The 24575-nt window shown below is 74.1% G+C and carries 24 protein-coding genes, 2 pseudogenes and 1 riboswitch; of the genes and pseudogenes, 21 read left to right on the top strand and 5 right to left on the bottom strand.

Annotated features, from left to right (window positions below):
- The first annotated feature begins 159 nt into the window (after nucleotides 1-159).
- Nucleotides 160-1353 (top strand): M28 family metallopeptidase, encoded by a 1194-nt coding sequence (locus tag QN157_02595; protein MDR7554472.1) that lies wholly within the window; start codon nucleotides 160-162, stop codon nucleotides 1351-1353.
- Between the two features lie 4 nt (nucleotides 1354-1357).
- Here QN157_02595 and QN157_02590 read toward each other — a convergent pair whose 3' ends face one another.
- Nucleotides 1358-2011: a hypothetical protein gene (locus tag QN157_02590; protein ID MDR7554471.1), complete on the bottom strand. Its 654-nt coding sequence runs from the start codon at nucleotides 2009-2011 to the stop codon at nucleotides 1358-1360.
- 266 nt (nucleotides 2012-2277) lie between these two features.
- Nucleotides 2278-2436, top strand: a riboswitch (FMN riboswitch).
- Nucleotides 2437-2528: 92 nt separating this feature from the next.
- On the opposite strand from QN157_02590, the gene ribD reads away from it, so the two are divergent.
- From ribD to QN157_02560, 6 genes and pseudogenes are all read left to right on the top strand, one after another.
- On the top strand, nucleotides 2529-3722 hold the full coding sequence (gene ribD, locus QN157_02585; protein MDR7554470.1) for a bifunctional diaminohydroxyphosphoribosylaminopyrimidine deaminase/5-amino-6-(5-phosphoribosylamino)uracil reductase RibD: 1194 nt from the start codon (nucleotides 2529-2531) through the stop codon (nucleotides 3720-3722).
- Nucleotides 3722-4393: a riboflavin synthase gene (locus QN157_02580; GenBank protein MDR7554469.1), complete on the top strand. Its 672-nt coding sequence runs from the start codon at nucleotides 3722-3724 to the stop codon at nucleotides 4391-4393. The genes ribD and QN157_02580 overlap by 1 nt, the downstream gene beginning before the upstream one ends.
- Nucleotides 4390-5616 (top strand): bifunctional 3,4-dihydroxy-2-butanone-4-phosphate synthase/GTP cyclohydrolase II, encoded by a 1227-nt coding sequence (locus QN157_02575; GenBank protein ID MDR7554468.1) that lies wholly within the window; start codon nucleotides 4390-4392, stop codon nucleotides 5614-5616. The genes QN157_02580 and QN157_02575 overlap by 4 nt, the downstream gene beginning before the upstream one ends.
- A gap of 91 nt (nucleotides 5617-5707) precedes the next feature.
- Nucleotides 5708-6166 (top strand): annotated as a pseudogene (gene ribH / locus QN157_02570) (6,7-dimethyl-8-ribityllumazine synthase).
- A gap of 71 nt (nucleotides 6167-6237) precedes the next feature.
- The gene (locus QN157_02565; protein MDR7554467.1) at nucleotides 6238-7899 is read left to right on the top strand and encodes an amidohydrolase; all 1662 of its coding nucleotides are present in this window, start codon (nucleotides 6238-6240) and stop codon (nucleotides 7897-7899) included.
- A gap of 91 nt (nucleotides 7900-7990) precedes the next feature.
- Nucleotides 7991-8755, top strand: a complete 765-nt coding sequence (locus tag QN157_02560; GenBank protein ID MDR7554466.1) for a creatininase family protein — start codon at nucleotides 7991-7993, stop codon at nucleotides 8753-8755.
- A 92-nt stretch (nucleotides 8756-8847) separates the two neighbouring features.
- Here the strand turns inward: QN157_02560 and QN157_02555 are convergent, their stop codons facing one another.
- Together QN157_02555 and QN157_02550 are read right to left on the bottom strand one after the other, a co-directional pair.
- Nucleotides 8848-9024 (bottom strand): hypothetical protein, encoded by a 177-nt coding sequence (locus QN157_02555; protein ID MDR7554465.1) that lies wholly within the window; start codon nucleotides 9022-9024, stop codon nucleotides 8848-8850.
- Between the two features lie 212 nt (nucleotides 9025-9236).
- Complete coding sequence (locus QN157_02550) at nucleotides 9237-9866, bottom strand: superoxide dismutase (GenBank protein MDR7554464.1); 630 nt, start codon at nucleotides 9864-9866, stop codon at nucleotides 9237-9239.
- Nucleotides 9867-10265: 399 nt separating this feature from the next.
- Here QN157_02550 and QN157_02545 point away from each other — a divergent pair, with 399 nt between their 5' ends.
- From QN157_02545 to QN157_02510, 8 genes are all read left to right on the top strand, one after another.
- The gene (locus QN157_02545; GenBank protein ID MDR7554463.1) at nucleotides 10266-10817 is read left to right on the top strand and encodes an RNA polymerase sigma factor; all 552 of its coding nucleotides are present in this window, start codon (nucleotides 10266-10268) and stop codon (nucleotides 10815-10817) included.
- A complete protein-coding gene (locus tag QN157_02540) occupies nucleotides 10814-11314 on the top strand; it encodes a zf-HC2 domain-containing protein (protein ID MDR7554462.1) in 501 nt (166 codons plus the stop codon). The genes QN157_02545 and QN157_02540 overlap by 4 nt, the downstream gene beginning before the upstream one ends.
- A 141-nt stretch (nucleotides 11315-11455) precedes the next feature.
- A complete protein-coding gene (locus QN157_02535) occupies nucleotides 11456-11938 on the top strand; it encodes a periplasmic heavy metal sensor (GenBank protein MDR7554461.1) in 483 nt (160 codons plus the stop codon).
- A gap of 177 nt (nucleotides 11939-12115) precedes the next feature.
- On the top strand, nucleotides 12116-13723 hold the full coding sequence (locus QN157_02530) for a carboxyl transferase domain-containing protein (GenBank protein MDR7554460.1): 1608 nt from the start codon (nucleotides 12116-12118) through the stop codon (nucleotides 13721-13723).
- A 4-nt stretch (nucleotides 13724-13727) separates the two neighbouring features.
- Complete coding sequence (locus QN157_02525; GenBank protein MDR7554459.1) at nucleotides 13728-14534, top strand: enoyl-CoA hydratase-related protein; 807 nt, start codon at nucleotides 13728-13730, stop codon at nucleotides 14532-14534.
- Nucleotides 14531-16018, top strand: coding sequence for an acetyl-CoA carboxylase biotin carboxylase subunit (locus QN157_02520; GenBank protein MDR7554458.1), 1488 nt, complete (start codon nucleotides 14531-14533; stop codon nucleotides 16016-16018). Before QN157_02525 ends, QN157_02520 begins: the two co-directional genes overlap by 4 nt.
- Before the next feature lie 16 nt (nucleotides 16019-16034).
- Nucleotides 16035-16790 carry an acetyl-CoA carboxylase biotin carboxyl carrier protein subunit gene (locus QN157_02515; GenBank protein MDR7554457.1) on the top strand — a complete coding sequence of 252 codons (756 nt, stop codon included), beginning with the start codon at nucleotides 16035-16037 and terminating at the stop codon, nucleotides 16788-16790.
- Nucleotides 16787-17707 (top strand): hydroxymethylglutaryl-CoA lyase, encoded by a 921-nt coding sequence (locus tag QN157_02510; protein MDR7554456.1) that lies wholly within the window; start codon nucleotides 16787-16789, stop codon nucleotides 17705-17707. Before QN157_02515 ends, QN157_02510 begins: the two co-directional genes overlap by 4 nt.
- Nucleotides 17708-17808: 101 nt before the next feature.
- Here QN157_02510 and QN157_02505 read toward each other — a convergent pair whose 3' ends face one another.
- Both QN157_02505 and QN157_02500 read right to left on the bottom strand, forming a co-directional pair.
- Complete coding sequence (locus tag QN157_02505; GenBank protein ID MDR7554455.1) at nucleotides 17809-18036, bottom strand: hypothetical protein; 228 nt, start codon at nucleotides 18034-18036, stop codon at nucleotides 17809-17811.
- A gap of 4 nt (nucleotides 18037-18040) precedes the next feature.
- Nucleotides 18041-18415 (bottom strand): hypothetical protein, encoded by a 375-nt coding sequence (locus QN157_02500; GenBank protein MDR7554454.1) that lies wholly within the window; start codon nucleotides 18413-18415, stop codon nucleotides 18041-18043.
- 129 nt (nucleotides 18416-18544) lie between these two features.
- Between QN157_02500 and QN157_02495 the strand changes: the two genes are divergently transcribed.
- The 6 genes and pseudogenes from QN157_02495 to QN157_02470 all read left to right on the top strand — a co-directional run bounded on the left by QN157_02495 (nucleotide 18545) and on the right by QN157_02470 (nucleotide 24466).
- Nucleotides 18545-18997: a hypothetical protein gene (locus QN157_02495; GenBank protein MDR7554453.1), complete on the top strand. Its 453-nt coding sequence runs from the start codon at nucleotides 18545-18547 to the stop codon at nucleotides 18995-18997.
- A 12-nt stretch (nucleotides 18998-19009) separates the two neighbouring features.
- A pseudogene (locus tag QN157_02490) lies at nucleotides 19010-19255 on the top strand (thioredoxin family protein).
- A 60-nt stretch (nucleotides 19256-19315) separates the two neighbouring features.
- On the top strand, nucleotides 19316-20554 hold the full coding sequence (gene fabF, locus QN157_02485; GenBank protein MDR7554452.1) for a beta-ketoacyl-ACP synthase II: 1239 nt from the start codon (nucleotides 19316-19318) through the stop codon (nucleotides 20552-20554).
- The gene (locus QN157_02480) at nucleotides 20551-21855 is read left to right on the top strand and encodes an aminotransferase class III-fold pyridoxal phosphate-dependent enzyme (protein MDR7554451.1); all 1305 of its coding nucleotides are present in this window, start codon (nucleotides 20551-20553) and stop codon (nucleotides 21853-21855) included. Before fabF ends, QN157_02480 begins: the two co-directional genes overlap by 4 nt.
- Entirely contained in the window at nucleotides 21855-22880 is a 1026-nt protein-coding gene (locus QN157_02475) for an alcohol dehydrogenase catalytic domain-containing protein (protein ID MDR7554450.1), read from the top strand. The genes QN157_02480 and QN157_02475 overlap by 1 nt, the downstream gene beginning before the upstream one ends.
- On the top strand, nucleotides 22877-24466 hold the full coding sequence (locus QN157_02470) for an ABC transporter substrate-binding protein (protein ID MDR7554449.1): 1590 nt from the start codon (nucleotides 22877-22879) through the stop codon (nucleotides 24464-24466). The genes QN157_02475 and QN157_02470 overlap by 4 nt, the downstream gene beginning before the upstream one ends.
- Nucleotides 24467-24575: the final 109 nt, after the last annotated feature.

The raw sequence follows: 24575 nt of genomic DNA, 5'->3' as shown, positions 1-24575 counted from the left end.
TGATCGATGCGCCCGAAGAGCGCCGTGCGCGTTCGCACGATCCTGATCCCTGTGGTGGCGCTATCGTGCGTTGCGGCGCTTGGGGTGGCTGCGCCCGTTGGGATCGCGGCGCCGCCGGACACCCAGAGGGCGAGTGGCGTCCTTCTGAACCAGGCACCTTTGGGTCCATCCGGCACCCAGGCCTTCGCCCACGTCCAGCACCTGGCAGGGGTCATCGGCCCGCGGCCGGCTGGCACGCCTGGCGAACGCCAGGCAGTCGAGTACCTGGCGGCGACCCTGCGACAGTACGGGTACCCCGTCGAGCTCCACGCGTTCCAGTTTCCTTATTTCGAAGCGCGGCGGGTGGAGGTGCAGGTGGCGGGAGCGGCGCCCCGTCCGATCCCGGCGGAGGTGCTGGCGCTGTCGGCGGCGACCCCACCAGGCGGTGTCGAGGCCGACGTGCTCGTCGCGGGGCTGGGCCGGCCCGAGGACTACAACGGCCGGCGGGCCGACGGAGCGATCGTGCTGGTCGAGCGCGGCGTGATCACCTTCCGCGAGAAGGTCGCCCACGCGGCGGCCCGCGGCGCCGTGGCCGTCGTGGTCTACAACAACCGGCCGGGGGTCGTAGCGGGCACGCTGGGGCAGCGCGGGGAGCTTCCGGCGGTCGTCGTCTCGCAGGACGACGGCCGGGCGCTGGTCGAGACGGCGCGGCGCGGGGGCCTCCGGCTGCGCGTGGTGGTGGACGCGGTGCACGAGACCCGCACCGCCGCCAACGTCGTGGCCACCAAACGCGGGACGACGCGGGCCGACGAGATCGTGGTGGTCGGCGCGCACCTCGACTCGGTGCCGGGCAGCCCGGGTGCCAACGACAACGCCTCGGGCGTGGCGGTAGTGCTCGAGGCGGCACGGGTGCTGGCGGACGTCCCGCTGGCCCGCACGGTGCAGTTCGTGCTGTTCTCAGCCGAAGAGCTCGGGCTGCACGGTTCGGCGGCCTTCGCGGGCGAGCGGCGTGCGGGCGTGGTGGCGATGATCAACCTCGACATGGTCGGCTGGGGCGACCGCCTGATGGTTGGGAACGCGTCGGGCCGTGACGAGGGACCCGTGGGCGTGGCGCTGGAGGTGGCGCGCCGGTTGGGTATCGAGGCCACCCGCTTCCGCGCGACGGCAAGCGACCACACGAGCTTCGAGCGAGCGGGCGTGCCCGCAGTCTTCCTGCATCGCGGGGTGGACCCCCACTACCACCGGCCGACCGATGTCCCGGCGAACATTGAGCCCCGCCACCTGGAGGAGGCCGCCCGGCTGGTGGTGGCGCTGGTGCAGGAGCTGGCGGGCGCGCGCAGCGCCGGACGGGCGCCCGCGCGCGCCCGCGGGTGACCGGCTACCACCAGGTGTGCCGATCAGGGTAGTACTCGGCCGGCGCCGTGGGGTGCTGTGCGCGAAACGCCCGGTAGGCGGCCAGCAGGCGCCGGTAGCGGGCGTCCGACGAGCGCAGGACCTTGTGGGGATAGGCGATCAAGAAGCGCTCGACCTTCCACATGTTGCGGCGGTTCAGGCGCCAGTCGTAGGTGCCCAGCGCGCGCAGGTCGACCAGGGCGTACCCCACGATGCGTCCGGTGAAGTCCACGTAGGGCGCGTAGTAGCTCCAGACCAAGTCGCGGATCGACCGGAACACCGGCCGTCGGCCGTGCAGCCCGGCGTCGCGCGAGCGCCCCACGGCACCCCAGCGTCCGCGGTGGCGGAAGACGAAGACCACGTGGTCGAGGTTGTCCTGCGACTCCAGGCTGAGCACGAGCGGCGGGTAGCCGTGCTGCTCCATGATGACGGTGGCGGCCAGTGCGGCCTCCAGACAGTGGGCCTCGCCGGCGGGCACCACCTCGCGGAACGACCGCAGCGTGACCCCGACGCACCGGTGGCAGTAGCGCAGGGACCGCAGCCACTGCTGGACCTGCCGCGGGGTGCGGTGGGCCTCGATGATCGCCCGTTCCTGCCGGGTGAAGGCCTCAGGGGGCGGGGGTCCGGGTGACCAGGGCACGGTACGGCGATCAGCCAACGGCGAGGAGCAACAGACGACGTCCCAGGATGGAGTGCCGGACAGCGTCCCTCGGCATGTCGCGCCCGTAGGCGCTGCAGTCCACGGAGGCGACCCCGCGGCCGCAGAGGGTGTTCGGCGAACGCCGTGCCGTCCCTGCGTGGACGGTCGCGGCGCGCGCGGGGGGTGCGGATGACGGACCGCGCTGGGCACCCGTGGTGTTGCCCGTCGGGGGGTGGGATGGTACACTGGCCGTGACCAAGTGCATAGCAGACCTTCGGGGCAGGGTGAGCCGGGCGGCGTGCGCGCCCGGCAATTCCCGATCGGCGGTAGAGCCCGCGAGCCAGCCGCGCCGCGCAGGCGGTGCGGCGGCACGATCCGGTGAAACTCCGGGGCCGACGGTACAGTCCGGATGGGAGAAGGTCAACGCCCGCACCGGGCGGGGTGGTGGTTGGCGTCCCGCGCGGTGGGGCCGTGGTTTCCGCGCCCGGAGGTCTGCGACCCCGGGCGTGATTGTTCGATGGCCACGGTGGCGGACACGAGCGAGCGGACGGACGACCGCCGGTACATGGAGGAGGCGCTGGCCCTGGCCGCGCGCGCGGCGGGCCGGACGAGCCCCAACCCCATGGTGGGCGCGCTGGTGGTCGCCGGCGGCGAGGTCGTCGGCCGCGGCTTCCACGCCCGGGCGGGCGAGCCGCACGCGGAGGTGCTTGCGCTGCGCGAGGCCGGGATGCGGGCCCGCGGCGCCACGGTGTACGTGACCCTGGAGCCGTGCGCGCACCAGGGCCGGACCGGTCCATGCGCCGATGCGCTCGTCGCCGCCGGCGTGCGCCGGGTGGTGGTGGCGATGGTCGACCCCGACCCGCAGGTGCGCGGGCGGGGCCTGGCGCGCCTGCGTGCGGCCGGGGTCGAGGTCGACGTGGGGGTGCTCGAGGATCGCGCGCAACGGCTGAACGAAGCGTTCATCAAGCACCGCGTCACGGGCCTGCCCTTCGTCACGCTGAAGTGGGCGATGAGCCTGGACGGACGCATCGCCGGCGCCGGCGGCCGGCCGGTCGCCGTGACCGGTGAGGCGGCGCGGCGCTACGCCCATGAGCTCCGCAACACCCACGACGTGGTGCTGGTGGGCGTCGGGACGGTACTGGCCGACGACCCCCTGCTGACGTGCCGCCTGCCCGGCGGGCGCACCCCGATGCGCGTGGTAGTAGATTCGCATCTGCGCACGCCCCCCACGGCGCGCGTGGTCGCCACGGCCGGCGAGGCCCCCACGCTGGTGGCGACCACGACGGCGGCGTCCCCCACGCGCGTGGAGGCGCTGCGGCGCGCGGGCGTGGAAGTGCTGGTGCAGGAACACGCGGTCCCGCGCGTGGCGTTGCGGCCCCTGCTGGAGGACCTGGGGCGGCGCGGCGTGCTCAGCGTGCTGGTGGAGGGCGGGGCCACGGTGCACGCGGCGTTCCTGGCCGCGGGCCTGGCCGACAAGGTGATCGCGCTCGTAGCACCGGTGCTGATCGGGGAGCCGGGTGCGCCGGCCCCCGTGGCCGCGCTGCCGTCGGCAGGGACGGGTGCGGACGCCTGGGCACCGCGGCGGTTGCGCGACGTGCGGGTGCTCGCCGACCTGGGCGGGGACGTGGCCATCGAGGGATACCTGTCCGAGGGCCACGGCGCGGTGCAGCACGGCGATGCCGCCGCCGGGCGGACCGGCGGGGCAGCGTGATGTTCACCGGCATCGTCGAGGCGCTCGGCGAGGTGGTGGGCGTCGACCGTCCGGGAGCGCGCGGGGCGCGGGGTGCAGACGCCGCGACGCACGGGTTCGCCGCGGGCACGGTGGACGATGACGAGGCGGGCGCCCGCCTGCGGGTCCGGGCCGGTGTGGTGCTGGACGGTGTGCGGCCGGGCGATTCGATCGCGGTCGACGGCGTCTGCCTGACCGTCACGCGCCTGGACGGTGATGTCTTCACCGCCGACCTGACGGCCGAGACGCTGCGCCGCACGACCCTGGGGCGTCTGCGGCCCGGCGACCTGGTGAACCTGGAGCGCCCGCTGCGCGCCGATCAGCGGCTGGGCGGGCACTTTGTGCAGGGTCACGTGGACGGGGTCGGGATCGTGGTCGCGGTGCGGCCGGAGGGCACGGGTGCCTGGATGGAGATCACCCCGCCGCCGGCGCTGCTGCCCTACATCGTCGAGAAGGGGGCGATCGCCGTCGACGGCGTAAGCCTGACGGTCGCGGCGCTGCCGGCGCCCGACCGCTTCGCGGTGGCCCTGATCCCGCACACGCTGGCGGTGACGACGCTGGGCCGCCGGCGGCCGGGTGATCCGGTGAACCTGGAGGTCGACATCCTGGCCAAGTACGTGCAGCGGTTGCTGGAAGGAGCGCGCCAGCCATGAGTGAAGCAGCGGAGGTCGCCGCGCGGCCGTTCGCGACCGTCGAGGAGGCCGTGGACGAGATCCGCGCGGGACGGATGCTCATCGTCGTGGACGACGAGGACCGTGAGAACGAGGGCGATCTGGTGATGGCGGCGCAGTTCGCCACACCCGAGGCGATCAACTTCATGATCACCCATGCCCGGGGGCTGGTCTTCGTGCCGATGACCGCCGAGCGGTGTCAGCAGTTGCAGTTGCCGCCCATGGTGACCCAGAACACGTCGCTGTTCGGCACGGCGTTCACGGTCTCGGTGGATGCACGCGCTGCCACGACGGGTGTCTCGGCCCACGAGCGGGCGATGACCGTGCGCTTACTGGCGGATCCCGCCACGCGGCCCGACGACCTGGTGCGGCCCGGCCACGTCTTCCCCGTGACCGCCGCGCCGGGGGGCGTGCTCCAGCGGGCCGGCCACACCGAAGCGATCGTGGACCTGACCCGCCTGGCCGGCCTGCACCCCGTGGGCGTGGCGTGCGAGATCGTCCGCGACGACGGCGCCATGGCACGCCTGCCGGACCTGCAGCAGTTCGCGGCACGCTGGGGGCTCAAGATCCTCCTGCTGCGGGACCTGATCGCCCACCGCCTGCGCACCGACCGGTTCGTGCGGCGGGAAGGGGCCACCCGGCTCCCCACCCTCTTCGGCGAGTTCACCGCCATCGTCTACGACAACCTGCTGGACGGCTCCGAGCACCTCGCGCTGGTCAAGGGAACCGTGGACGACGGCGCACCCGTGCTGGTGCGGATGCACTCCGAGTGCCTCACCGGTGAGGTGTTCGGGTCGTTGCGCTGCGACTGTCGCGAGCAGCTCCACGCGGCCCTGCGCGCCGTGGCCCGCGAGGGACGCGGGGCCATCGTGTACATCCGCCAGGAGGGCCGCGGCATCGGGCTCGGCAACAAGATCCGCGCCTACGCGCTCCAGGACGAAGGGCGCGACACGGTCGAGGCCAACGAGCTGCTGGGGTTCCCGCCCGACCCGCGGGACTACGGCGTCGGGGCCCAGATCCTGGTGGACCTGGGCGTGCGGCAGGTCCGGTTGCTGACCAACAACCCGCAGAAGCGCGCCGGGCTGGAGGGCTACGGGCTGCAGATCGTCGAGCGCGTGCCCCTGGAAGTGCCGCCGACGCGCGAGAACTACGCGTACCTGAAGGCCAAGCGCCACCGGCTGGGCCACCTGTTGAGCGTCGAGTAGCCGGCTGGGAGCAGTGTAGGAGCATCCGGCCCTACACGACGACGGGTCGGGGAGCCCGCACGGCGGTCACGAAGGGGTTCGTGGAGCGACGGTGAGCCAGGTCTACGACGGCAGCGACGACGCCACCGGCCTGCGGTTCGCCGTGGCGGTGAGCCGCTACAACGAGGCGATCACCGCGCGCCTGCTGGCCTCGTGTCGGCAGACGCTGGAGGCGCGGGGCGCTGCGGCCGTCGACGTGGCGTGGGTGCCGGGCGCGCTGGAGTTGCCGCTGGCCGCGCGGCGCCTGGCCGCCACCGGCCGCTACGACGCCGTGATCGCGCTGGGGTGCGTCATCAAGGGCGAGACGCTCCACTTCGACCTGGTGGCCCGCGAGGCGGCGGCAGGCTTGAGCCGGGTCGCGCTGGAAGAGGGCGTGCCGGTGATCAACGAGGTGCTGGCGGTCTACGACCCGGCCCAGGCCCATGAGCGGGCCGGCGGCCGGCTGGACCGCGGCGTCGAAGCAGCGGTGGCGGCGATTCGCATGGCGACGCTGCTCCGGGCGCTGCCCGGGGCGCGGCGACACCCCTCGGAGCGCCGCCGGGCGCCGAGCGGGGAGCACACGCCAGGGCGCGGGCGTCGGCGGTGATCGCCGAGACCGACGTCACGGTGTTCCTCGGCGGCCGCGTGCACGCCGACGCAGGCCCGCGGCCGGTCGCAGACGGACTCGCCGTGGCCTGCGGGCGGGTGCTCGCCGTCGGCGCTGCCGACGACCTGTGCGATGCGTTTCCCCGGGCCCGTCGCGTGGACCTGGGCGGGCGGCCGGTGTTCCCCGGGCTTGTCGACGCCCACGTGCACCTCGTCGCCTACGGCCTGGGGCTGCTGCACGTCGACCTGCGCGGGACACGCTCCATCGCCGAGGCGGCCCGGCGCCTGGCCGAAGCTGCCGCCCGCCGGCCGCAGGACGCCTGGGTGCTGGGGCGGGGGTGGGACAAGAACACCTGGGTCGACGACCGCTTCCCCACACGCGCCGACCTCGACGCGGTGTTGCCGGACCGACCGGCGGCGTGCACGAGCAAAGATGGGCACCTGCTCTGGGTGAACACGGCGGCCCTCCGCCTGGCGGGCATCACCCGTGCGACGCCCGACCCGCCCGGCGGCGCCATCGGCCGTGGGCCCGACGGCGAACCCGACGGACTGTTGAAGGAAGAGGCCAGGGCGCTCGTGCGGCACGCGATCCCCGCGCCCTCGGCTGCCATGCGCGAGGAGGCGGTCCGGGCGGCGACGGCCGAGTTCCACCGGTTGGGACTCACGGGCGTACACGCCTTCACCGGGGGCGGCGACGAGGGGGCCGAGCAGTTCGCGGCGCTGCAGGCGCTGTGGGCACGTGGCGAGCTGACCCTGCGCACCGTGGCGACGCTCCCCGACCACCTGCTGGACGCTGCGGCGGCGGTGGGGCTGCGCGCCGGGTTTGGCGACGCGATGCTGCGCCTGGGGCCGGTGAAGATCTTCGCCGACGGCACGCTGGGCGCGCAGACCGCGTGGATGCTGGAGCCGTTCGACGGGCAGCCGCAGAACACGGGCATCGCCGTGCGCACGCCCGAGGAGATCGACGGGCTCGTACGGCGCGCGGTCGCCGCGGGGCTGGCCACGGCGATCCACGCCATTGGTGACCGCGCCAACCGGACGGTGCTGGACGTGCTGGAACGGTACGCGGCGGCCTCCGCGCGCGCGGGGCTATGCCACCGCATCGAGCACGTGCAGCTGCTCCACCGCGACGACCTGCCACGCCTGGGCCGCCTGGGAGTGGTGGCGTCGATGCAGCCCGTCCATGCCACGGCCGACCGCGACGTCGCCGAGCGGTACTGGGGGCGCCGCGCGCGCTGGGCCTACGCCTGGCAGTCGCTGCGCCAGACCGGCGCGGTGCTGGCCTTCGGCTCGGACGCGCCCGTCGAGACGCCCGACCCCTGGCGCGGCCTCTACGCGGCGGTGACGCGCCGGCGGGAGGACGAGCCGCAGGCGCCGGCGTGGTACCCCGACGAATGCCTGACGCTGGAGCAGGCGCTACAGGCCTACACCCAGGGTCCGGCGTACGCCGCGCGTGCCGAGCAGGAGTGGGGGCGGCTCGCGCCAGGCTACGTGGCCGACTTCATCGTGCTGGACCGCGATCCGTACGCGGGCCAGCCCGAAGGCCTCCTCCAGGTGCAGGTGCTGGCTACCGTGGTGGACGGCCGGGTCCGTTACGCCGCGGGACCGCTGGCGGGGTTGGCGGCGGCGCCGGGCGTGGGCGCGGGGACACCGGGCTGATGAGCCGGGTCGTCGGCGAGGCCGAGCGGAGAGATCGTGGCAGGAAGGCACAGGGTGCGTGAGTCGCGAGACTCGAGCATGGAGGTGGCGCGTGAAGGACACCGTGCTCCTGGAGGAGCTCTCGTGGCCCGAGGTCGAGGAGGCGCTGGCGCGCGGCGTGCGGACGGTGGTGATCGTGACGGCCTCCACCGAGCAACACGGGCCGCACCTGCCGCTGCTGACCGACGCGGCCATCGGCCAGGCCGTGGGCGAGCGGCTGGCCAGGCGGCTTGGCGCGTTGCTGGCCCCGGTGATCCGCCCGGCCTGTTCGGACCACCACCTGGCCTTCCCCGGGAGCCTCTCGATCCCGCAGGAGGTGTTCATCCAGACGGTGGCGGCCTACGTGCGCTCCCTGGTGCCCCACGGGTTCGACACCTTCGTGCTGCTGTCGTCCCACGGCGGCAACTTCGGGCCCCTGGAGATCGCGGCGCGCCGTCTGCGGGAGGAGTATGCGCAGACCCGGGTGCGCATCGTGGACGTGGCCGGGCGCAGGGCCCTGATGGAGATGATGCGCGTGATGGTGGAGACCGCGGCGGCGCTGGGCGCGCCGCAGGACGTCGACGCGATCCACGCCGACGCCTGTGAGACCTCCATCATGATGGCGCTGCATCCCCACCTGGTGGACGCGGCGCAGCGCGACAAAGGCTACCTGGGCCGGATCGATCCTGACGAGCTGTTCCGCCGCGGGCTGCGGGCGATCACGCCCAACGGCATCCTGGGCGACGCGAGGCACGCCAGCCCGCAGATCGGCACCGCCGTGCTGGACCGCCTCGTGGACCACCTGGCCGCCGCGGTGCAGCGACAACTCGAGGCGTGACGGCCGGCACCACTGCGCTCAGGCGTCTCGAGGCGCAATGCGCGGCCCCGGGATGCCGGGCCGTGGCTGGCGACGCGTGTGGCGGACGCGCGCTAGCGGTGTAGCGGCTGCGGCAGTTCGTCGTCGGGCGTCTCGAAGCGCGTACCCCGCGGGATCGCCCGGTGCCCGCAGATCGGGCACTCGTACCAGACGTAGTCCGGCATGTGCAGGAAGTAGCGCAGGTCCATCACCGTCTCACAGTTCGGGCAGGTCAGCTCCTGCGGAGGCATAACGAGCCCTCCCTGACTCCCCGCGGCTCCGGTTCGCGGGTCGGGGGGCCGGCTCCTGCCTGCCCCGGACCGCCGACGGGCGCGGCGGTCCGGCCGGGCGGCCCGAGGGGACCGGGGCGGCCCGGCCGCGCGCGGGCCCACCCAACGCAGGCGCGCCCGCCCGGTGCCCGTCGTGGACCGTGCGGCTGCGGCGCGCTACACGACCGGGACCGTCAGCGTGTTCTCATCCACTCCTGGGCGGCGGCGTAGTAGCGGGCCACCTCGTCCCAGTTGACGACGTTCCACCAGGCCTGCAGGTAGTCGGCCCGCCGGTTCTGGTACTTGAGGTAGTAGGCGTGCTCCCAGACGTCCACGCCCAGCACCGGCGCCAGGCCCTCCATGATGGGCGTGTCCTGGTTCGGGGTGCTGGTGACTGCGAGCTTTCCATCCCGCCCCAGCACCACCCAGGCCCAGCCGCTCCCAAACCGGCCCAGGCCCGCGGCGTTCACCGCTTCCTTCATCTTGTCGACCGAGCCGAACGCCGCGTCGATGGCGCTGGCCAGCGCCCCCGAGGGCGCAGCCGGCCCGCCGGGCTTCATGATCTCCCAGAAGAGGGTGTGGTTGTAGTGGCCGCCGCCGTTGTTGCGCACGGCGGTGCGGATGCTCTCGGGCACTGCCTGCAGGTTGGCCAGCAGCTCCTCGATGGGCTTGCTGGCAAGCTCGGGCGCGCTCTCGAGCGCCTTGTTCAGGTTGGCCACGTACGTCCCGTGGTGCTTGTCGTGGTGGATCCGCATCGTCATCTCGTCGATGTGCGGCTCGAGGGCGTTGTACGGGTACGGCAACGGGGGCAGTTCGAACGGCATGGGCTCCTCCTCCTTGGCGCGCGTCACGTCCCTGGCGTCCTGCCAGGCTCCAGACCATCCACACAGGGAACGCTTACAAATTCGCGACCGAATGGACGCGTCCCTGCTGCCCTGCGCGGGCCACGATCGTCCCGGGCGCTGGCTGCGAGCCACACCCACGCGGGGTGCACCACGTGACGGTGGTGCGCCGCAGCCCCTCGAGCCCCGAGGCCGAGCGCGCGCAGCACACTGTCTGGCGCGCGTCGCCGCGCCCGATCCTGACGCCTCGAGGCCCGAGCCTGAGCGCGCGGCCCACCGCCCTGGTGCAGGCCGCCGATCGCCTGCTGGCGGTCCCCTCGAGGGCGGGGACTAAACGCAGGCGGGGGCGCGGGATGTTACAGTAGTGGACGAGGGATGCGGATGCAGGCCGAGGACGAGCGGCTGCTGGAGGCGTTTCGGCGCGGTGAGGAGAGCGCGTTCACCGCGCTCGTCATCAAGTACCGCGAGGCGGTCTACCGACTGGCCCGGCGCATGCTGGGCAACCACGAAGACGCCGCGGACGCCACCCAGGAGGTGTTCATCCGCGCCTTCCGGGCGCTGGCGCGCTTCGACGGCCGGTCGAAGCTGTCCACCTGGCTGTACCGCGTCACCGTCAACCTGTGCCTGGACGTGCGGGCGCGCGTGGCGCGCGCGCCGCTGCTCGACGACGACGGTCCCACGACGGCGGCCGCGGCGGAGGCCGATCTCGAGGAGGAAGCGGCCGCGCGCGAGACGGGCCGGCTGGTGTGCCGCGCGATCGCGGCGCTGCCGCCGCGGCAACGCGCCATGGTGACCCTGCGGGTGTACCACGACCTGCCCTACCAGGAGATCGCCCGCATCATGGGCTGCTCGGAGGGCACGGTCAAGGCCACGATGTTCGCGGCGCTGCGCAAGCTGCGCCGGGCGCTGGACGCGCAGGGGGTGCGGGTGTGAGCCTGTCCTGTCGCGAGGCGCTGGAGCGGGCCACGGAGCTGGCGACGGGCTCGATGCCGCCCGATGCGCGTGCCCCGGTGCTCGCGCACCTGGCGGCCTGCGCGGCGTGCCGCGACGAGGTGGCCGCGCTGGAAGCGACTGCCGCCCTCCTGCGTCGGCACGCGCCGGCGGCGCCGCCGGGGTTCTGGCCCGCGTTCATGCGGCAGCTGGACCGGCGGCTCGCGCGCGAGCGGCTGCCGGCGGGTGTGCGCCTGCGCCGCTGGCTGGCCGTCCCGCGCCGTGCGTGGGTGGCCACGGCCCTCGCGGTGGCCACGGCCGCCGGGCTGTGGCTCGCGGTGCACCCGGGCTCGCCGCCGGCCGATCCTGATCTGGCGCGAGCGAGGGTCCTGGTGACCGAGGCGATGACCACCACGCTGCCCGCCCTGAACGAGACGCTCGACCTCTGGCGGGTGGGGCTCACCGAACCAGACGTGGTGTTCACCCGCAGCGGCCGGTAGGGGCGGAGCCGGGCGATGGTGCGCGACGTGGGCGCTGCGGCCACCCGCAGGGGCGGCGACGACGGGGCCGTGCGTGGGCCTGTCCGAACGTCTGCGGCACAGCGAGTCGGCCTCCGGACGGCACCTGCCCCCAGGGCGGCCGTGCGTCTTGCAGCGGCAGCGCTCGTCGTACTGGTCGCGCTCGCCCTGCCCGCGGTGGGCCAGGAGCCGCGCCCGGCCCCCCCGCGGCCCGAGCGCATCATCGAGGCCCTGCTCATCTGGCGCCTGGTGGACGAGCTCGACCTCACCGAGGCCCAGATCGCCCGGATCTTCCCGCGCGTGCGGGCGTTGAAGGAGATCCGCCTGGAGATGGGGCGGCGTATCCGCCCGCTCGTGAAGGAGCTCCGCCAGCTGCTGGCCGCACAGCCGCGCGACGAGGAGCTGATACGCCTGCGGATGGCCGAGCTGAACCAGCTGCGGGCCGACATGGAACGACGACGGCGCGAGCAGCTGGCGGGGATCGCCGAGGCGTTGACACCGTCCCAGCAGGCCCGCTTCGTCCTCATCCAGGAGACGTTCGAGATCGAGACCCTGCGGCTGCTGGACGCTGCCCGCCGGCTGGCCGAGGAGCAGGGCCGGCGGTAGTCCCGCTGGTCCCGGTGGCGCCCCGGAGGGCTGCGCCGGCTGGCGGGTTCGTCCGGGCAGTCCCGGCCCCGTCGCCCCGAGGTCCCCACCGTCCCGGCCCCAGGAACCTTCCCGGTCCCGGTGGGTTCCCCGATCCCACAGGAGACGCCGCCTGCCGCGGTGTAGTCACCCTGCGCGATGGAACGTCTCGTCTCGCGCGTCGATGTGCGCAGCCCGGACTTCGAGGCCAACCGCCGACACCACGAAGCGCTGGTCGCGCAGCTGCGCGAACGCCTGGCGCTGGTGCGCCAGGGTGGGGGCGAACGCGCGCGGCGCCGGCAGCGCGAGCTGGGCAAGCTGCCCGTGCGCGAGCGGATCGACCTGCTGCTGGATCCCGGTTCGCCCTTTCTCGAGCTGTCCCCGCTGGCCGCCTGGGACATGTACGACAACGAGGCGCCGGCCGCCGGGATCGTGACGGGCATCGGGCGGGTCGCGGGCCAGGAGGTCATGATCGTGGCCAACGACGCCACGGTGAAGGGCGGCACCTACTACCCGATGACGGTGAAGAAGCACGTCCGGGCCCAGGAGATCGCCCTGGCCAACCGCCTGCCCTGCGTCTACCTGGTGGACTCCGGCGGAGCGTTCCTCCCCCTGCAGGCCGAGGTGTTCCCCGACCGCGAGCACTTCGGGCGCATCTTCTACAACCAGGCGCGGCTGTCGGCTGCCGGCATCGCGCAGATCGCGGCGGTGATGGGGTCGTGCACCGCGGGCGGGGCCTACGTCCCGGCCATGAGCGACGAAGCCGTGATCGTCAGGGGCACGGGGACCATCTTCCTGGCGGGCCCGCCCCTGGTGCGGGCCGCCACCGGCGAGGACGTCACGGCCGAGGAGCTGGGCGGTGCCGACGTGCACGCGCGGCGCTCGGGCGTGGTGGACCACTACGCTACCGACGACCGTGACGCCCTGCGCATCGTGCGCCACATCGTGAGCACGCTGAACCGCCGGAAGACCCCCGAGGTGGACGTGACCGCGCCCGAACCTCCCGCCTACGATCCCCAGGAGCTTTACGGGATCGTCCCCGCCGACCTGCGCCGGCCCTACGACGTGCGCGAGGTGATCGCGCGCATCACCGACGGCAGTCGGTTCCACGAGTTCAAGGCCCTGTACGGGACGACGCTGGTCTGCGGCTTCGCCCGCATCCACGGCGTGCTGGTGGGCATCGTCGCCAACAACGGCGTGCTCTTCGTGGACAGCGCCGAGAAGGGGGCGCACTTCATCGAGCTGTGCGGCCAGCGCCGCATCCCGCTGGTCTTCCTGCAGAACATCACCGGGTTCATCGTCGGACGCCAGTACGAGGCAGCCGGCATCGCCCGCGCCGGGGCCAAGATGGTGCACGCCGTGGCTACCTGCGGCGTGCCCCGGTTCACCGTGATCATCGGCGGGTCCTACGGCGCGGGCAACTACGCCATGTGCGGGCGGGCCTACGAGCCGCGCTTCCTCTTCATGTGGCCCAACGCGCGCATCAACGTCATGGGGCCCGAGCAGGCCGCGAGCGTCCTCGTGACCGTCAAGCGCGAGCAGCTGGCGCGGGAGGGCAAGACGCTGACGCCCGAGGAGGAAGAGGCCATCGCGCGGCCGATCCTCGAGCAGTACGAGCGGGAAGGCAGCCCGTACTACAGCACGGCGCGCCTGTGGGACGACGGCATCATCGACCCGGCCCAGACCCGCGATGTGCTGGGGCTGGCCATCTCGGCGGCCCTGAACGCGCCCATCGAGCCGGCGCGCCACGGCGTGTTCCGGATGTGAGCCGGTGAGCGACGTTCTGCGCCGTATGCGCCACGGCCCGGCCCTGCGCCTGGCCCTGACGCGTCCCGAGGTGCACAACGCGCTCGAGCCCCGGCTGATCGGGGCGCTGACCGAGGCGTTCGCCGCTGCCGCCGCCGATCCCGATGTCCGGTACGTCGTCCTGGCCGGCGAGGGCCCCTCGTTCTGTGCCGGCGCCGACCTGGCCTGGATGCGCGCGTCGCTGGCCCTTGCGCCCGACGAGAACCGTGCCGACGCGGCGCGGCTGGCGGCGCTCCTGGACGCTATCGTGGCCTGTCCGAAGCCCGTGATCGCCTCGGTGCACGGCGCGACGCTGGGCGGTGGAGTGGGCCTGCTGGCGGCCTGCGACCTCGCGGTGGCGACCCCGGAGGCCACCTTCGGCCTCACCGAGGTGCGCCTGGGGCTGGTGCCGGCCATGATCTTCCCGTTCCTGCTGCGCAAGGCCGTGCGCCACCTGGTGCTGCAGGCGGCGCTGACCGGTGAGCGGTTCGGGGCCGCCCATGCGCAGGCCATGGGGCTCGTCAACGCCGTGGCGGAGGACCGCGAGGCGGTGATCGCGCGCTGGGCGCAGGCGATCCTCGCAGCTGGCCCGCAGGCTCTGGGGGGCGTCAAGGCGCTGTTCGACACCGTGCCGCGCCTGTCGTGGGAGCAGGCGCGGGCGTACACGGTGGACCTCATCGCCCGCGTGCGCGCCGGGCCCGAAGCGCAGGAAGGCATGCGGGCGTTCCTCGAGCGCCGTCGGCCCGCATGGGCGCCCGGGGCGGCCGACCCCGGGCGGCCGGAACCCCGGTGAGGCTTTCGCGGGTGCTGATCGCCAACCGCGGCGAGATCGCCGTGCGCATCATCCGCGCCTGTCGCGAGCTGGGCATCGGCGCTGTGGCCGTCTACTCCGAGGCGGACGCCACTGCGCCACACGTGGCACTGGCCGACGAGGCGATCTGCATCGGCCCGGCCGAGCCCGCGCGCTCGTACCTGGACGGGGCGCGCCTCATCGACATCGCGCGGCGCGTCGGTGCCGACGCCATCCATCCGGGCTACGGGTTCCTGGCCGAAGACGCGGCGTTCGCGCGGGCCTGCGCGGACGCGGGCCTGGTCTTCATCGGGCCGCCGGCCGACGTGATCGCGCGTCTGGGCGACAAGACCGCCGCCCGGCGTCTGGCGGCCGAGGCGGGCGTGCCCGTGGTGCCGGGCGCGGAAGGCCTGGCGGACGACGGCGCGCTGCGCGAGGCCGCAGCGCGGCTGGGCTACCCGCTGCTGGTGAAGGCCGCTGCCGGTGGCGGCGGGCGTGGGATGCGCGTGGTGCGCCGGCCCGACGACCTGCCGGCTGCGGTGGCCTCCGCACGCCGGGAAGCGCGAGCGGCGTTTGGGGAGGACGCGATCTTCCTGGAACGGCTGCTGGAGCAGCCGCGCCACGTCGAGGTGCAGATCCTGGCTGATGCGCACGGCGGCGTGGTCCACCTGGGCGAGCGCGAGTGCAGCGTGCAGCGCCGCTACCAGAAGGTCGTCGAGGAGGCGCCGTCGCCTGGCCTGCCCCCGCGGCTGCGTGAGGCGCTGGGCGACGCCGCCGTGCGCCTGGCCCGGGCGGCGGGGTACGTCAACGCGGGGACGATCGAGTTCCTGGTCGACGGCGAGGCGTTCTTCTTCCTCGAAGCCAACACCCGGCTGCAGGTCGAGCATCCGGTGACCGAACTCGTCGTGGGGGTCGACCTGGTCGTCGCGCAACTGCGTGTGGCCGCGGGCGAGCCGCTGCCGTGGCGGCAGGCGGACCTCGTCCCGCGGGGCTGGGCGATCGAGGCGCGCGTGTACGCCGAGGACCCCGAGGCCGAGTTCGCGCCGGCGCCCGGCCGCGTGCTGCGGCTGGTCGAACCCCACCTGCCCGGGGTGCGCATCGACTCCGGGATCGTCGAGGGCCTGGAGATCCCACGGGTCTACGATCCCCTGCTGGCCAAGGTCGTCGCCTGGGGCGTCGACCGGGAGCAGGCGCGGCGGCGCCTCGCGCAGGCGTTGGCCGAGTACGTGATCATGGGGCCGAAAACCAACGTGGCGTTCCTGCGGGCCATCGTCGACCACCCGGCGTTCGTCGCGGGCGCGCTCACCACCGGCTTCCTGGCCGAGCACCTCGCCGGCTGGCGGCGCCCCGAGCCGCCGCCGTCGGTCGCGGCGGTGGCCGCCGTGCTGGCGGCGCTGCACGAGGCGGCGCCGCCCGCCGCGCGCCCGGGAGCGAGCACGGTCTTCGCCGATCCGTGGACGCGGTTGACCGGGTGGCGGCTTGGATGAGCACGGGTGACAGAGGATGCTGAGCGCACGGGTGGTGCTGCAGGCGGGGGAACGAACGGTCACGGCCGACGTCCGGGGCCAGATCGCCGCCGCGGGCCCGTGGGGCCTCGCCCCGGCATCCGGCCTGGGACCGCCGGACGCCGCCGGCGGGATCGTGCAGGCCGAGGTGGTGGTAGACGGCCAGGGCGCGCCGCTGCGCGTGACGCTGCGCCCGCAGGCGCCGGGCCGCTACGTGGTCACGGTCGAGGGACAGACGTTCCTGGTGCACCACGCCGCAGATGGTGAGACGCACCACCTGCACGCCGCGGGCACCGACTTCGTCTTCCGCCGCGTGCGCCCGGAGGCGCCTCCACCCGGACCGACCGACACGGGTGTGCCTGTCGGCGGGCACGCGGTCGTCCAGCCCATCGCCCCGGCCCCCCCGGCGCTCGGTGCGCCGACGGCTGCGCACGAGGCGACCTTCGGTCGCCTGGAGGCTCGGACGGGCGCGCCGCCATCGGAGCAGCCTCACGCCCGCGCCGTTCCACCGGTGCCGGGCATCGCCGTGGGGCCGTGGCAGGCATGTGCGCCAATGCCGGGCGTCGTCACCCGCGTGCTGGTGGCCACAGGAGAGACGGTGGACGCGGGACAGCCGCTGTGCGTGTTGGAGGCCATGAAGATGGAGACCGTGGTGACCGCGCCGGTCGCCGGACGGGTCACGCGCATCGCCGCAACACCGGGGAGCCAGGTGGAGGGCGGCGCCGTGCTCGTGGAGCTGGAGGGGCTGGGGTGAGCCTGCGGTATCCCGCCCGCGTACGCGTGGTCGAGGTCGGTCCGCGCGACGGCCTGCAGAACGAGGCCGGCGTCGTGCCCCTCGAGGCCAAGGTGCGGTTCATCGAGCTCCTGGTCGAGGCGGGGTTCTCGGTGATCGAGGTCGGCGCGTTCGTGCGCCCCGACCGCGTGCCCCAGATGGCCGACACCGACGCGGTGCTACGCCGGCTGCCCGCCCGGCCCGGGGTCACGTACGTGGTCCTGGTGCCCAACCGCCGGGGCCTGGAACGTGCGGTGGCAGCCGGGGCACGCGCCATCGCCGTCTTCACCGCGGCCTCCGAGGCGTTCGCGCAGGCCAACATCGGCATGACGATCGAGGCGTCCCTGCAGGTCTTCCGGGACGTGGTCCGTGAGGCCACCGCTGCAGGGATGCACGTCCGCGGGTACGTGTCCACGGCGTGGTGGTGTCCCTACGCGGGGCCCGTCGCCCCGGAGGCGGCCGGGCGCGTTGCCCTGGCCCTGGCCGAGATGGGCTGCACCGACGTGGGGCTCGGCGACACCATCGGCGCGGCCACGCCCGGCGAGGTGGCGCGGCTGCTGGAGGCCGTGCTGCGCGATCTGCCCGCCGAACGGCTGGCCGTGCACTTCCACGACACCCGCGGGACCGCCCTGGCCAACGTCCTGGCAGCGCTGGACGCCGGCATCGCCACCGTGGACGCGTCGGCGGGCGGCCTGGGCGGATGTCCCTTCGCGCCCGGCGCCCTGGGCAACGTCGCCACCGAGGACTTGCTCTACATGCTGCACGGCCTGGGGATCGCAACCGGCGTGGATCTCGAGGCGGTGCGGGCGGCGTCACGCTACATCGAGGGGGTGCTCGGTCGGCCGCTCCCCGCGCGCTACCTGCGGGCCGGTCCTCCGGCGCACGCCGCGCGGCGCTGACACGGCGGCCCGCCGCGGCGGTGGCCCCGGCGGTCTGTGCGCCCCGCGCTGGGCCCGGAGCCTCTGAGGCTGACGCGGGCCAGCCCGGCCGCCGCGTCCCGTCAGTCGCGCGCCAGACGCCCGCCGCGCGCGCCCGCATCCCTGCGGGGTGGCGCCGGGTGCAGCGTGTAGTCGGCCTTCCGGTACGTCGCGCGCACCCCGCAGTGCGGGCAGGTGTGGTAGTTGGCGGCCAGCGTGCCGCGGGCGAACGAGGCGCGATCCATCCGCAGCCCGCTGTCGAAAGGCCGGCGGCACGCGACGCACGTCACCCACAGGGCAAATGCGGCCATCGGATCACCCTGCTGGCCAGGCTGCCCGGTAGCGCTCGACGTCGTCGGCCCGCCACAGGCGTCGGTCCCCCGAGGCGAACAACGGCGTGGGGAAGTCCGGGCGCGCGGCCACCTCGTCGAGGAAGCGCCGCGGGGGCAGGCCGAAGCGCTCTGCCGCCTCCACGGCGCTCACGACCGGGATGCCCTCGGCGACCGCGCGGCACACGGCAGCGACGAACGAGTCGGACGCCTGCGGACGGCTCAGCACGAGGCGCAGCGCCGAGATGCCCCGCGGGTGGGCCTGTTTGACGAGGTTGCTGAAGTGCCGCAGGTCCTCAGGGTACCCCCGCAGGTGGGCCAGGACCCTGGCGTCGTCGTCCAGCACGGGCGCGGCGGTCACGGCTCGAAGCTGCGGGCCCGTCCCCTCGGGCCTTTGTCGTCCAGCACGGGCGTGGCGGTCACACCGGAGCATTCGCGGAATACGCCCGCCTCGCCTCTCGTTGGCGCGGGAGGGAGATCGGAGGACACGATGCCGTTGCTCACCGATCAGGATGCAGCGTTCGTCCGCAAGCGGCTGGCCGACGAGCTGGTGCACGACGTGCGGTTGGTCTTCTTCGCCCCGAGTCTGGGCGGTCTGGCGGTGCCCGGGGCGGACTGGGAGATGGCCGAGTACACGCGGCGGATCCTGCAGGAGTTCGCCCGGCTCTCGGACCGCGTGCACCTGGAGGAGCACAGCCTGGCGGGCGAGCCCGACCTGGCGCGCCAGTACGGCGTGGCGCGGGCGCCGGCCACGCTGGTCATCGGCGCCGAGGACTACGGCGTCCGCTTCTACGGTGCGCCGGCCGGCTACGAGTTCGTGACCCTGCTGGACCTGGTGCTGGACGTCTCCAAAGGGCGCGCGCCCATCTCCGACGAGACCCGCGCGGCGCTGGAGCGCCTGCCCGTCGACGTCCACCTGCAGGTCTTCGTCACGCCCACCTGACCCCACTGTCCCCGGGCGGCCAGGCTGGCCGCCGATCTCGCGATCGCGTCCCCGCGGGTCCGCGCGGACATCGTCGAGGCCAGCGAGTTCCCCGACCTGGCCCAGCGGTACAACGTGTACGCGGTGCCCAAGACCGTGATCAACGACGTGGGCGAAGTGGTGGGCGCCGTGCCCGAAGCGCACCTGGTGGCCGCCATCACCGACGTGGTGCGGGCGCACGCGCCGGCCCCCGGAGAGGCGGAGCGACCGTCCGGCTGAGCCGCGCGCCGGTCCCCGGCCTGCGACGATCGCGGCGGAATTTGCTACCATAGGACTGCCGTGGGTGCGCCTGACGTCGTGGTGACCGGCCTGGGGGCGGTGACGCCGCTCGGCCTGTCTGCAGGAGCGACCTGGCAGGGGCTGGTCGAGGGGCGGTCCGGCGTGGCCCGGATTACGCTGTTCGATCCCTCGGATCTGCCGGTCCAGATCGCCGCCGAGGTGAAGGGCTTCGACCCCGCGCCCTACGTCGACCCCAAGATGGTGGGGCGGCTCGAGCGGTTCACGCAGTTCGCCGTGGCGGCCTCGGTGCAGGCGCTGGCCGACGCCGGCATCACGCCCGACGGCGACGCCGCCGACCGCATCGGCGTCGTGATGAACACCGGGGGCGGCGGCATGCCCCTGGTCGAGCGCGAGCGGCTGGTCCTGCTGGAGAAGGGGCCGCGCCGGGTCAGCCCCTTCTTCGTCCCCATGATGATGCCCAACATCGGTGCCTGTCAGGTGTCGATCCAGCTGGGCCTGCGCGGCCCGGCGGTCACCGCCACCGCCGCCTGCGCGTCGGGCGTGCAGGCCATCCTCGACGGGCTGCGCTTGATCCGCGACGGCGACGCCGACGTCATCATTGCCGGCGGCAGCGAGTCGGCGCTCACGCCGCTGTCGATCGCGGCCATGGCCAACATGCGGGCGCTGTCGCGGCGCAACGACGAGCCCGAACGCGCCAGCCGTCCCTTCGACGTGGACCGCGACGGGTTCGTCTTCGGGGAAGGCGCCGTGGCGCTGGTGCTCGAGCGCCGCGACCACGCCCTGGCACGCGGCGCCCGCATCTACGCCGCCGTGCTGGGCGGTGCCATGACCGCCGACGCCTACCACATCACCGCGCCCGACCCCGAGGGGCACGGCGCGGCGCGCGCCATGCGCCGGGCCCTCGAACACGCCGGGCTGGCGCCCGCCGACGTCGACTACGTCTGCGCGCATGCCACCGCCACGCCGGTGGGTGACGTGGCCGAATGTCGCGCCATCCGCAAGGTGTTCGGTGCCCATGCCGACCACCTGGCCGTCAGCGCGCCCAAGTCCATGGTGGGCCACCTGATGGGCGCGGCCGGGGCGCTGGCGGCCCTGACAGCGGTGAAGGCGGTGCAGGAAGACCTCATCCCGCCCACGATCAACCTGGACCGACAGGACCCCGAGTGCGATCTGGACTGCGTGCCGCACCGCGCGCGCCTCGCCCGGGTGCGCGCGGCCATCGCCAACGGGTTCGGGTTTGGCGGGCAGAACATCGTGGCGGTGTTCGCGAAGGCATGAGCGAGGCCACCGACCTGCTGCGACGCTACGCGGACGCGGTGGCGCCCGTGCTCTACCGGTACACGGACCTGACGTTCGTCCGCGGCGAGGGGGTCTACCTGTACGACGCCGACGGCCGCCGCTACCTGGACCTGGCCGCCGGCATCGCCACCATGGCGGTGGGCCACTGCCACCCGCGGGTCGTGGCGGCGGTCACCGAGCAGGCGCGCACGCTGCTGCACGCCGCGGCCCACATCGGCGTGATGGCGCCCTACGTCGACCTGCTGGAGCGTCTCCGGGCGCTGGCGCCGGGGGCGCTCCGCGAGGGCCGCGGGCTGCTGCTCAACAGCGGGAGCGAGGCGATGGAGGCCGCGGCCAAGCTGGCCCGGTACGCGACGGGCCGGCCGCTGCTCATCGCGTTCCACCACGCGTTCCACGGCCGCCCCATGGGCGCGCTCGGCCTGACGGCGAGCGTGGCCGCGTACCGACGACGCCTGGCGGCGCTGCTGCCGGGCGTCTACCACGCCGTGTACCCCGCGCCGCACCTGCCCCTGGGTACGACGCCCGAAGCGCGGGGCGCCGCAGCGCTGGCGCTGCTGGAGGACGCGCTGCGCACGGTCGTCCCGCCTGACGACGTGGCCGGCATCGTCATCGAGCCCATCATGGGTGAGGGCGGCTACCTGCTGCCCCCGCCAGGGTTCCTGGAGGGCGTCTGGGCCCTGGCCCGGCGTCACGGCTTCCTCGTCATCGCCGACGAGGTGCAGACCGGCCTGGGCCGCACCGGGCGGTGGTTCGCGGTCGAGCACTGGGGGCTCGTCCCCGACATCCTGGTGCTGGGGAAGGCCGTGGGCGGCGGGTTGCCGCTGGGCGCCGTGCTCGCCCGGCGCGACCTGGCCGATGCCTGGGCACCCGGGGCTCACGGCTCGACCTTTGGCGGCAACCCCGTCGCGTGTCGCGCGGGCCTGGCCACCATCGACGTGATCGAGGCCGAGGGGCTGCTGGAGCGGGCGCGGGTCGTGGGCGCGTTCATCGTGGACGCGCTGCGTGCGGCGCGGGCCGACGTGCCGGCGCTCGGCGACGTCCGCGGCCTGGGGCTGATGATCGGGGCCGACGTGGTCGACCCCGCCACCGGTCGGCCCGATGCGGCCCGCACGCGGGCGGCCCTGGCGGCCGCACCGCGTGCCGGGGTGGTCCTCACCAAGTGCGGCGAGGCGACGCTGCGCATCTCGCCGCCGCTGGTGCTCACCCGGGAACAGGCCCAGGAAGCGGTCGACGCGCTCCTGGGCGTCCTGCGGCAGGTCAGCGCGCCCACCCCGGTCTGATGCTGGCCGCGGTCAAGGAGCGCGAGGGCCCGGGGATCGCGCTCCGCACGGTCCCCGCTCCCCTGCCGCCGCCGGGCTGGGTGCGCGTGCGGGTGCGTGCGGCGGGCATCTGTGGCTCGGACCTCCCCATCGTCGACGGCCGCCGGCGCGTGCCCCTGCCGCTGATTCCCGGACACGAGGTGGCCGGCGAAGTCGACCGCCTCGGCCCCGGCGTGGACGGGTGGGCGCCGGGGGAGCGGGTGGCCGTGGGCATGGTCGTGGCGTGCGGGCGCTGCGCGGCGTGCGCGGCCGCGCAGCCGGAGCTCTGCGACGCGCTGGTGGAGCTTGGCATCGACGCCAACGGCGGCTTCGCCGACTACATGGTGGCGCCCGCGGCCAACCTGCACCGGCTGCCCGAGCGCCTGTCGTTCGCGGACGCGACCGCCGCCGATCCGCTGGCGTCCACGCTCCACGGCCTGGCGGCCGTGCAGGTCACGCCCGCCGACGCCGTGGCGGTGTTCGGGGTGGGCGTGATCGGGCTGTACGCCGTCCAGCTGGCCCGGCGGGCGGGGGCGCGGCGGGTGGTGGCGGTCGGGCGCCGTGACGACGCGCTGCGGCTGGCGCAGGACCTCGGGGCGGCGGTGGTTGACCTGCGCGCCCAGGATCCTGTCGCCGCGGTGCGCGACCTCACGGGCGGCGGGGCCTCGGTGGTGGTCGAGGCCACCGGCGCGCCGCCGGTCGTGCCGCAGGTCCTGGCCAGCGCGGCGAAGGGTGCCCGCATCGTCGTCCTGGGGGTCTTCCACGAGCCCGTGCCGGTGGACCTGGGGATCGTGGTCCGCCGAGAATTGCGGCTCGTCGGCCGCCTGTGCTATACGTGGGACGAGTACGAGCAGGCACTGGCGCTCCTGGCGTCCGGACAGATCCGACCGCTGGTGAGCCACACGTTTCCCCTGTCCGAGATCTCCCGCGCCCTGGAGCTGGTCCGTCGCCGCGGGGCGATCAAGGTCGTCGTGGAACCAGAACCGCAGGAGGAGGGTGCACGGTGAACAGAGTCGCAGGACGTGTGCTGGTCGTCGTGCTCGCAGGCGTGCTGGCAGCGGGTGGGGCCGCCGTGCAGGCGGCGCCCGGCGGGCGCGCGCTCGTCGTGGCCCGCGCCAAGATGGACATCCGCACGCTCGACCCGCATCGCCAGTACGAGATCGCGCCGCCCCAGATCATCCGCGCGGCGTACGAGACGCTGGTGACCCTGGGCGAGCAGGGACGCAGCCTGACGAAGCTGGAGCCGCTGCTGGCCGAGTCGTACACCGTCTCGCCCGACGGGAAGGTCTACACCTTCCGGCTGCGTCGGGGCGTGCGGTTCCACACCGGCAACGTCATGACGGCCCAGGACGTCGTCTTCTCCTTCACGCGGCTGGGGAACCTCAAGGACAACCCGGCGTGGCTGTTCAGCGACCACGTGGCGGCCATCACGGCAGTCGATCCCCAGACGGTGCGCATCACGCTCAAGGAGCCCAACGCGGCCTTCCTGGCGATGCTGGTCTCTCCCAACTTCGCGGTGGTCGACAGCAAGGCGGTGCGGGCCCGCGGCGGCACCGACGCGCCCGGCGCCGACAAGGCCGACCGGGCCACCGACTGGCTCGACCAGAACTCGGCCGGCACGGGGCCGTTCATCCTGCGTGGGTGGAAGCGCGGCGTCGAGGTGGTGCTGGAGCGCAACCCCAACTACTGGCGCGCCCCGTCGCCCGTGGCACGCATCGTCGTCCGCGACATCCCCGACCCGGCCACGCAGCTGGAGCAGGTGGAGCGGGGCGACGTGCACATCGCCCAGAGCCTGGACGCCGACCTCATCGCCCGCTTCCGCCGGTCCGGCCGCGGACAGGTGGTCGAGGGGAACACCCTGGACATGACCTACCTGGCGATGACCACCAACCTGCAGATCTCGTCGGCGCTGGCCGACCGCCGCGTGCGGCAGGCCATCGCGGCCGCCATCGACTACGACGGCATCGTCAAGGGCCTGATGCGCGGTGCCGCCATCCAGATCCCGTCGATCATCCCCGTGGGCCTGCTCGGGACCGACCCTGGCCTCGCGCCCAAACGCGACCTGGCGCGGGCGAAGGCCCTGATGGCCGAGGCCGGCTACCCCAACGGCTTCCCGGTGAAGATGGTCTACCCCACCACCGTGCTGGTGGGTGGCCTTGCCGCTGAGACGCTGGTCACCAAGCTCCAGGCCGACCTGGCGCAGATCGGCGTGCAGCTGCAGCTCGAGCCGCGCGAGACGGTGCAGTGGCGTGCGGACTACCGCGGCGGCAAGCTCGCCATCACCATCGCCGACTGGACGCCGGATTTCGCCGATCCCCACGGGTGGGCGGTGCCGTTCGCCGTGAAGGGCGCGGCCGCGGCCCGGCGCGTCTACTACGACAATCCGCGGGCAGCGCAGCTGGCGACCGAGGCCGGGCGCATCACCGATCCCGCGCGGCGGGCGCAGCTGTACCTGGAACTGCAGCGCATCCTGATCAACGACGCGGCGTTCGTCGGGTTGATCCAGCCCAAGGTCAACCTGGCCGTGGCGCCGGGGGTGCAGGGTGTCGTGTACAACCCGGTCTACTTCCTGGACTACTACTTCATCCGGTAGGCGGACGTGCGCCGCGGTCGACGGCCCGGGCTGAGCAGTCCCAGCCACCCGCGGGCCAGCGGGGGCGCGTCTCTCGCGGCCCCGGCCGCGGTCTCCGGGGCCGGCGGCG

The organism is Armatimonadota bacterium, assembly GCA_031459855.1.
Lineage (GTDB): Bacteria > Sysuimicrobiota > Sysuimicrobiia > Sysuimicrobiales > Humicultoraceae > Fervidifonticultor > Fervidifonticultor primus.
Note: the sequence above shows the minus strand (reverse complement) of the source record. Positions and strands in the feature narration are given on the sequence as shown.

What these genes read in the sequence shown, in the direction of transcription:
- QN157_02555 (MDR7554465.1), bottom strand. Translation starts at nt 9,024, where the DNA reads ATGCCTCCGCAGGAGCTGACCTGCCCGAACTGTGAGACGGTGATGGAC.
- QN157_02515 (MDR7554457.1), top strand. Translation starts at nt 16,035, where the DNA reads ATGCTGAGCGCACGGGTGGTGCTGCAGGCGGGGGAACGAACGGTCACG.
- QN157_02495 (MDR7554453.1), top strand. Translation starts at nt 18,545, where the DNA reads ATGCCGTTGCTCACCGATCAGGATGCAGCGTTCGTCCGCAAGCGGCTG.
- QN157_02480 (MDR7554451.1), top strand. Translation starts at nt 20,551, where the DNA reads ATGAGCGAGGCCACCGACCTGCTGCGACGCTACGCGGACGCGGTGGCG.
- QN157_02580 (MDR7554469.1), top strand. Translation starts at nt 3,722, where the DNA reads ATGTTCACCGGCATCGTCGAGGCGCTCGGCGAGGTGGTGGGCGTCGAC.
- ribD (MDR7554470.1), top strand. Translation starts at nt 2,529, where the DNA reads ATGGCCACGGTGGCGGACACGAGCGAGCGGACGGACGACCGCCGGTAC.
- QN157_02575 (MDR7554468.1), top strand. Translation starts at nt 4,390, where the DNA reads ATGAGTGAAGCAGCGGAGGTCGCCGCGCGGCCGTTCGCGACCGTCGAG.
- QN157_02475 (MDR7554450.1), top strand. Translation starts at nt 21,855, where the DNA reads ATGCTGGCCGCGGTCAAGGAGCGCGAGGGCCCGGGGATCGCGCTCCGC.
- QN157_02505 (MDR7554455.1), bottom strand. Translation starts at nt 18,036, where the DNA reads ATGGCCGCATTTGCCCTGTGGGTGACGTGCGTCGCGTGCCGCCGGCCT.
- QN157_02530 (MDR7554460.1), top strand. Translation starts at nt 12,116, where the DNA reads ATGGAACGTCTCGTCTCGCGCGTCGATGTGCGCAGCCCGGACTTCGAG.
- QN157_02545 (MDR7554463.1), top strand. Translation starts at nt 10,266, where the DNA reads ATGCAGGCCGAGGACGAGCGGCTGCTGGAGGCGTTTCGGCGCGGTGAG.
- QN157_02550 (MDR7554464.1), bottom strand. Translation starts at nt 9,866, where the DNA reads ATGCCGTTCGAACTGCCCCCGTTGCCGTACCCGTACAACGCCCTCGAG.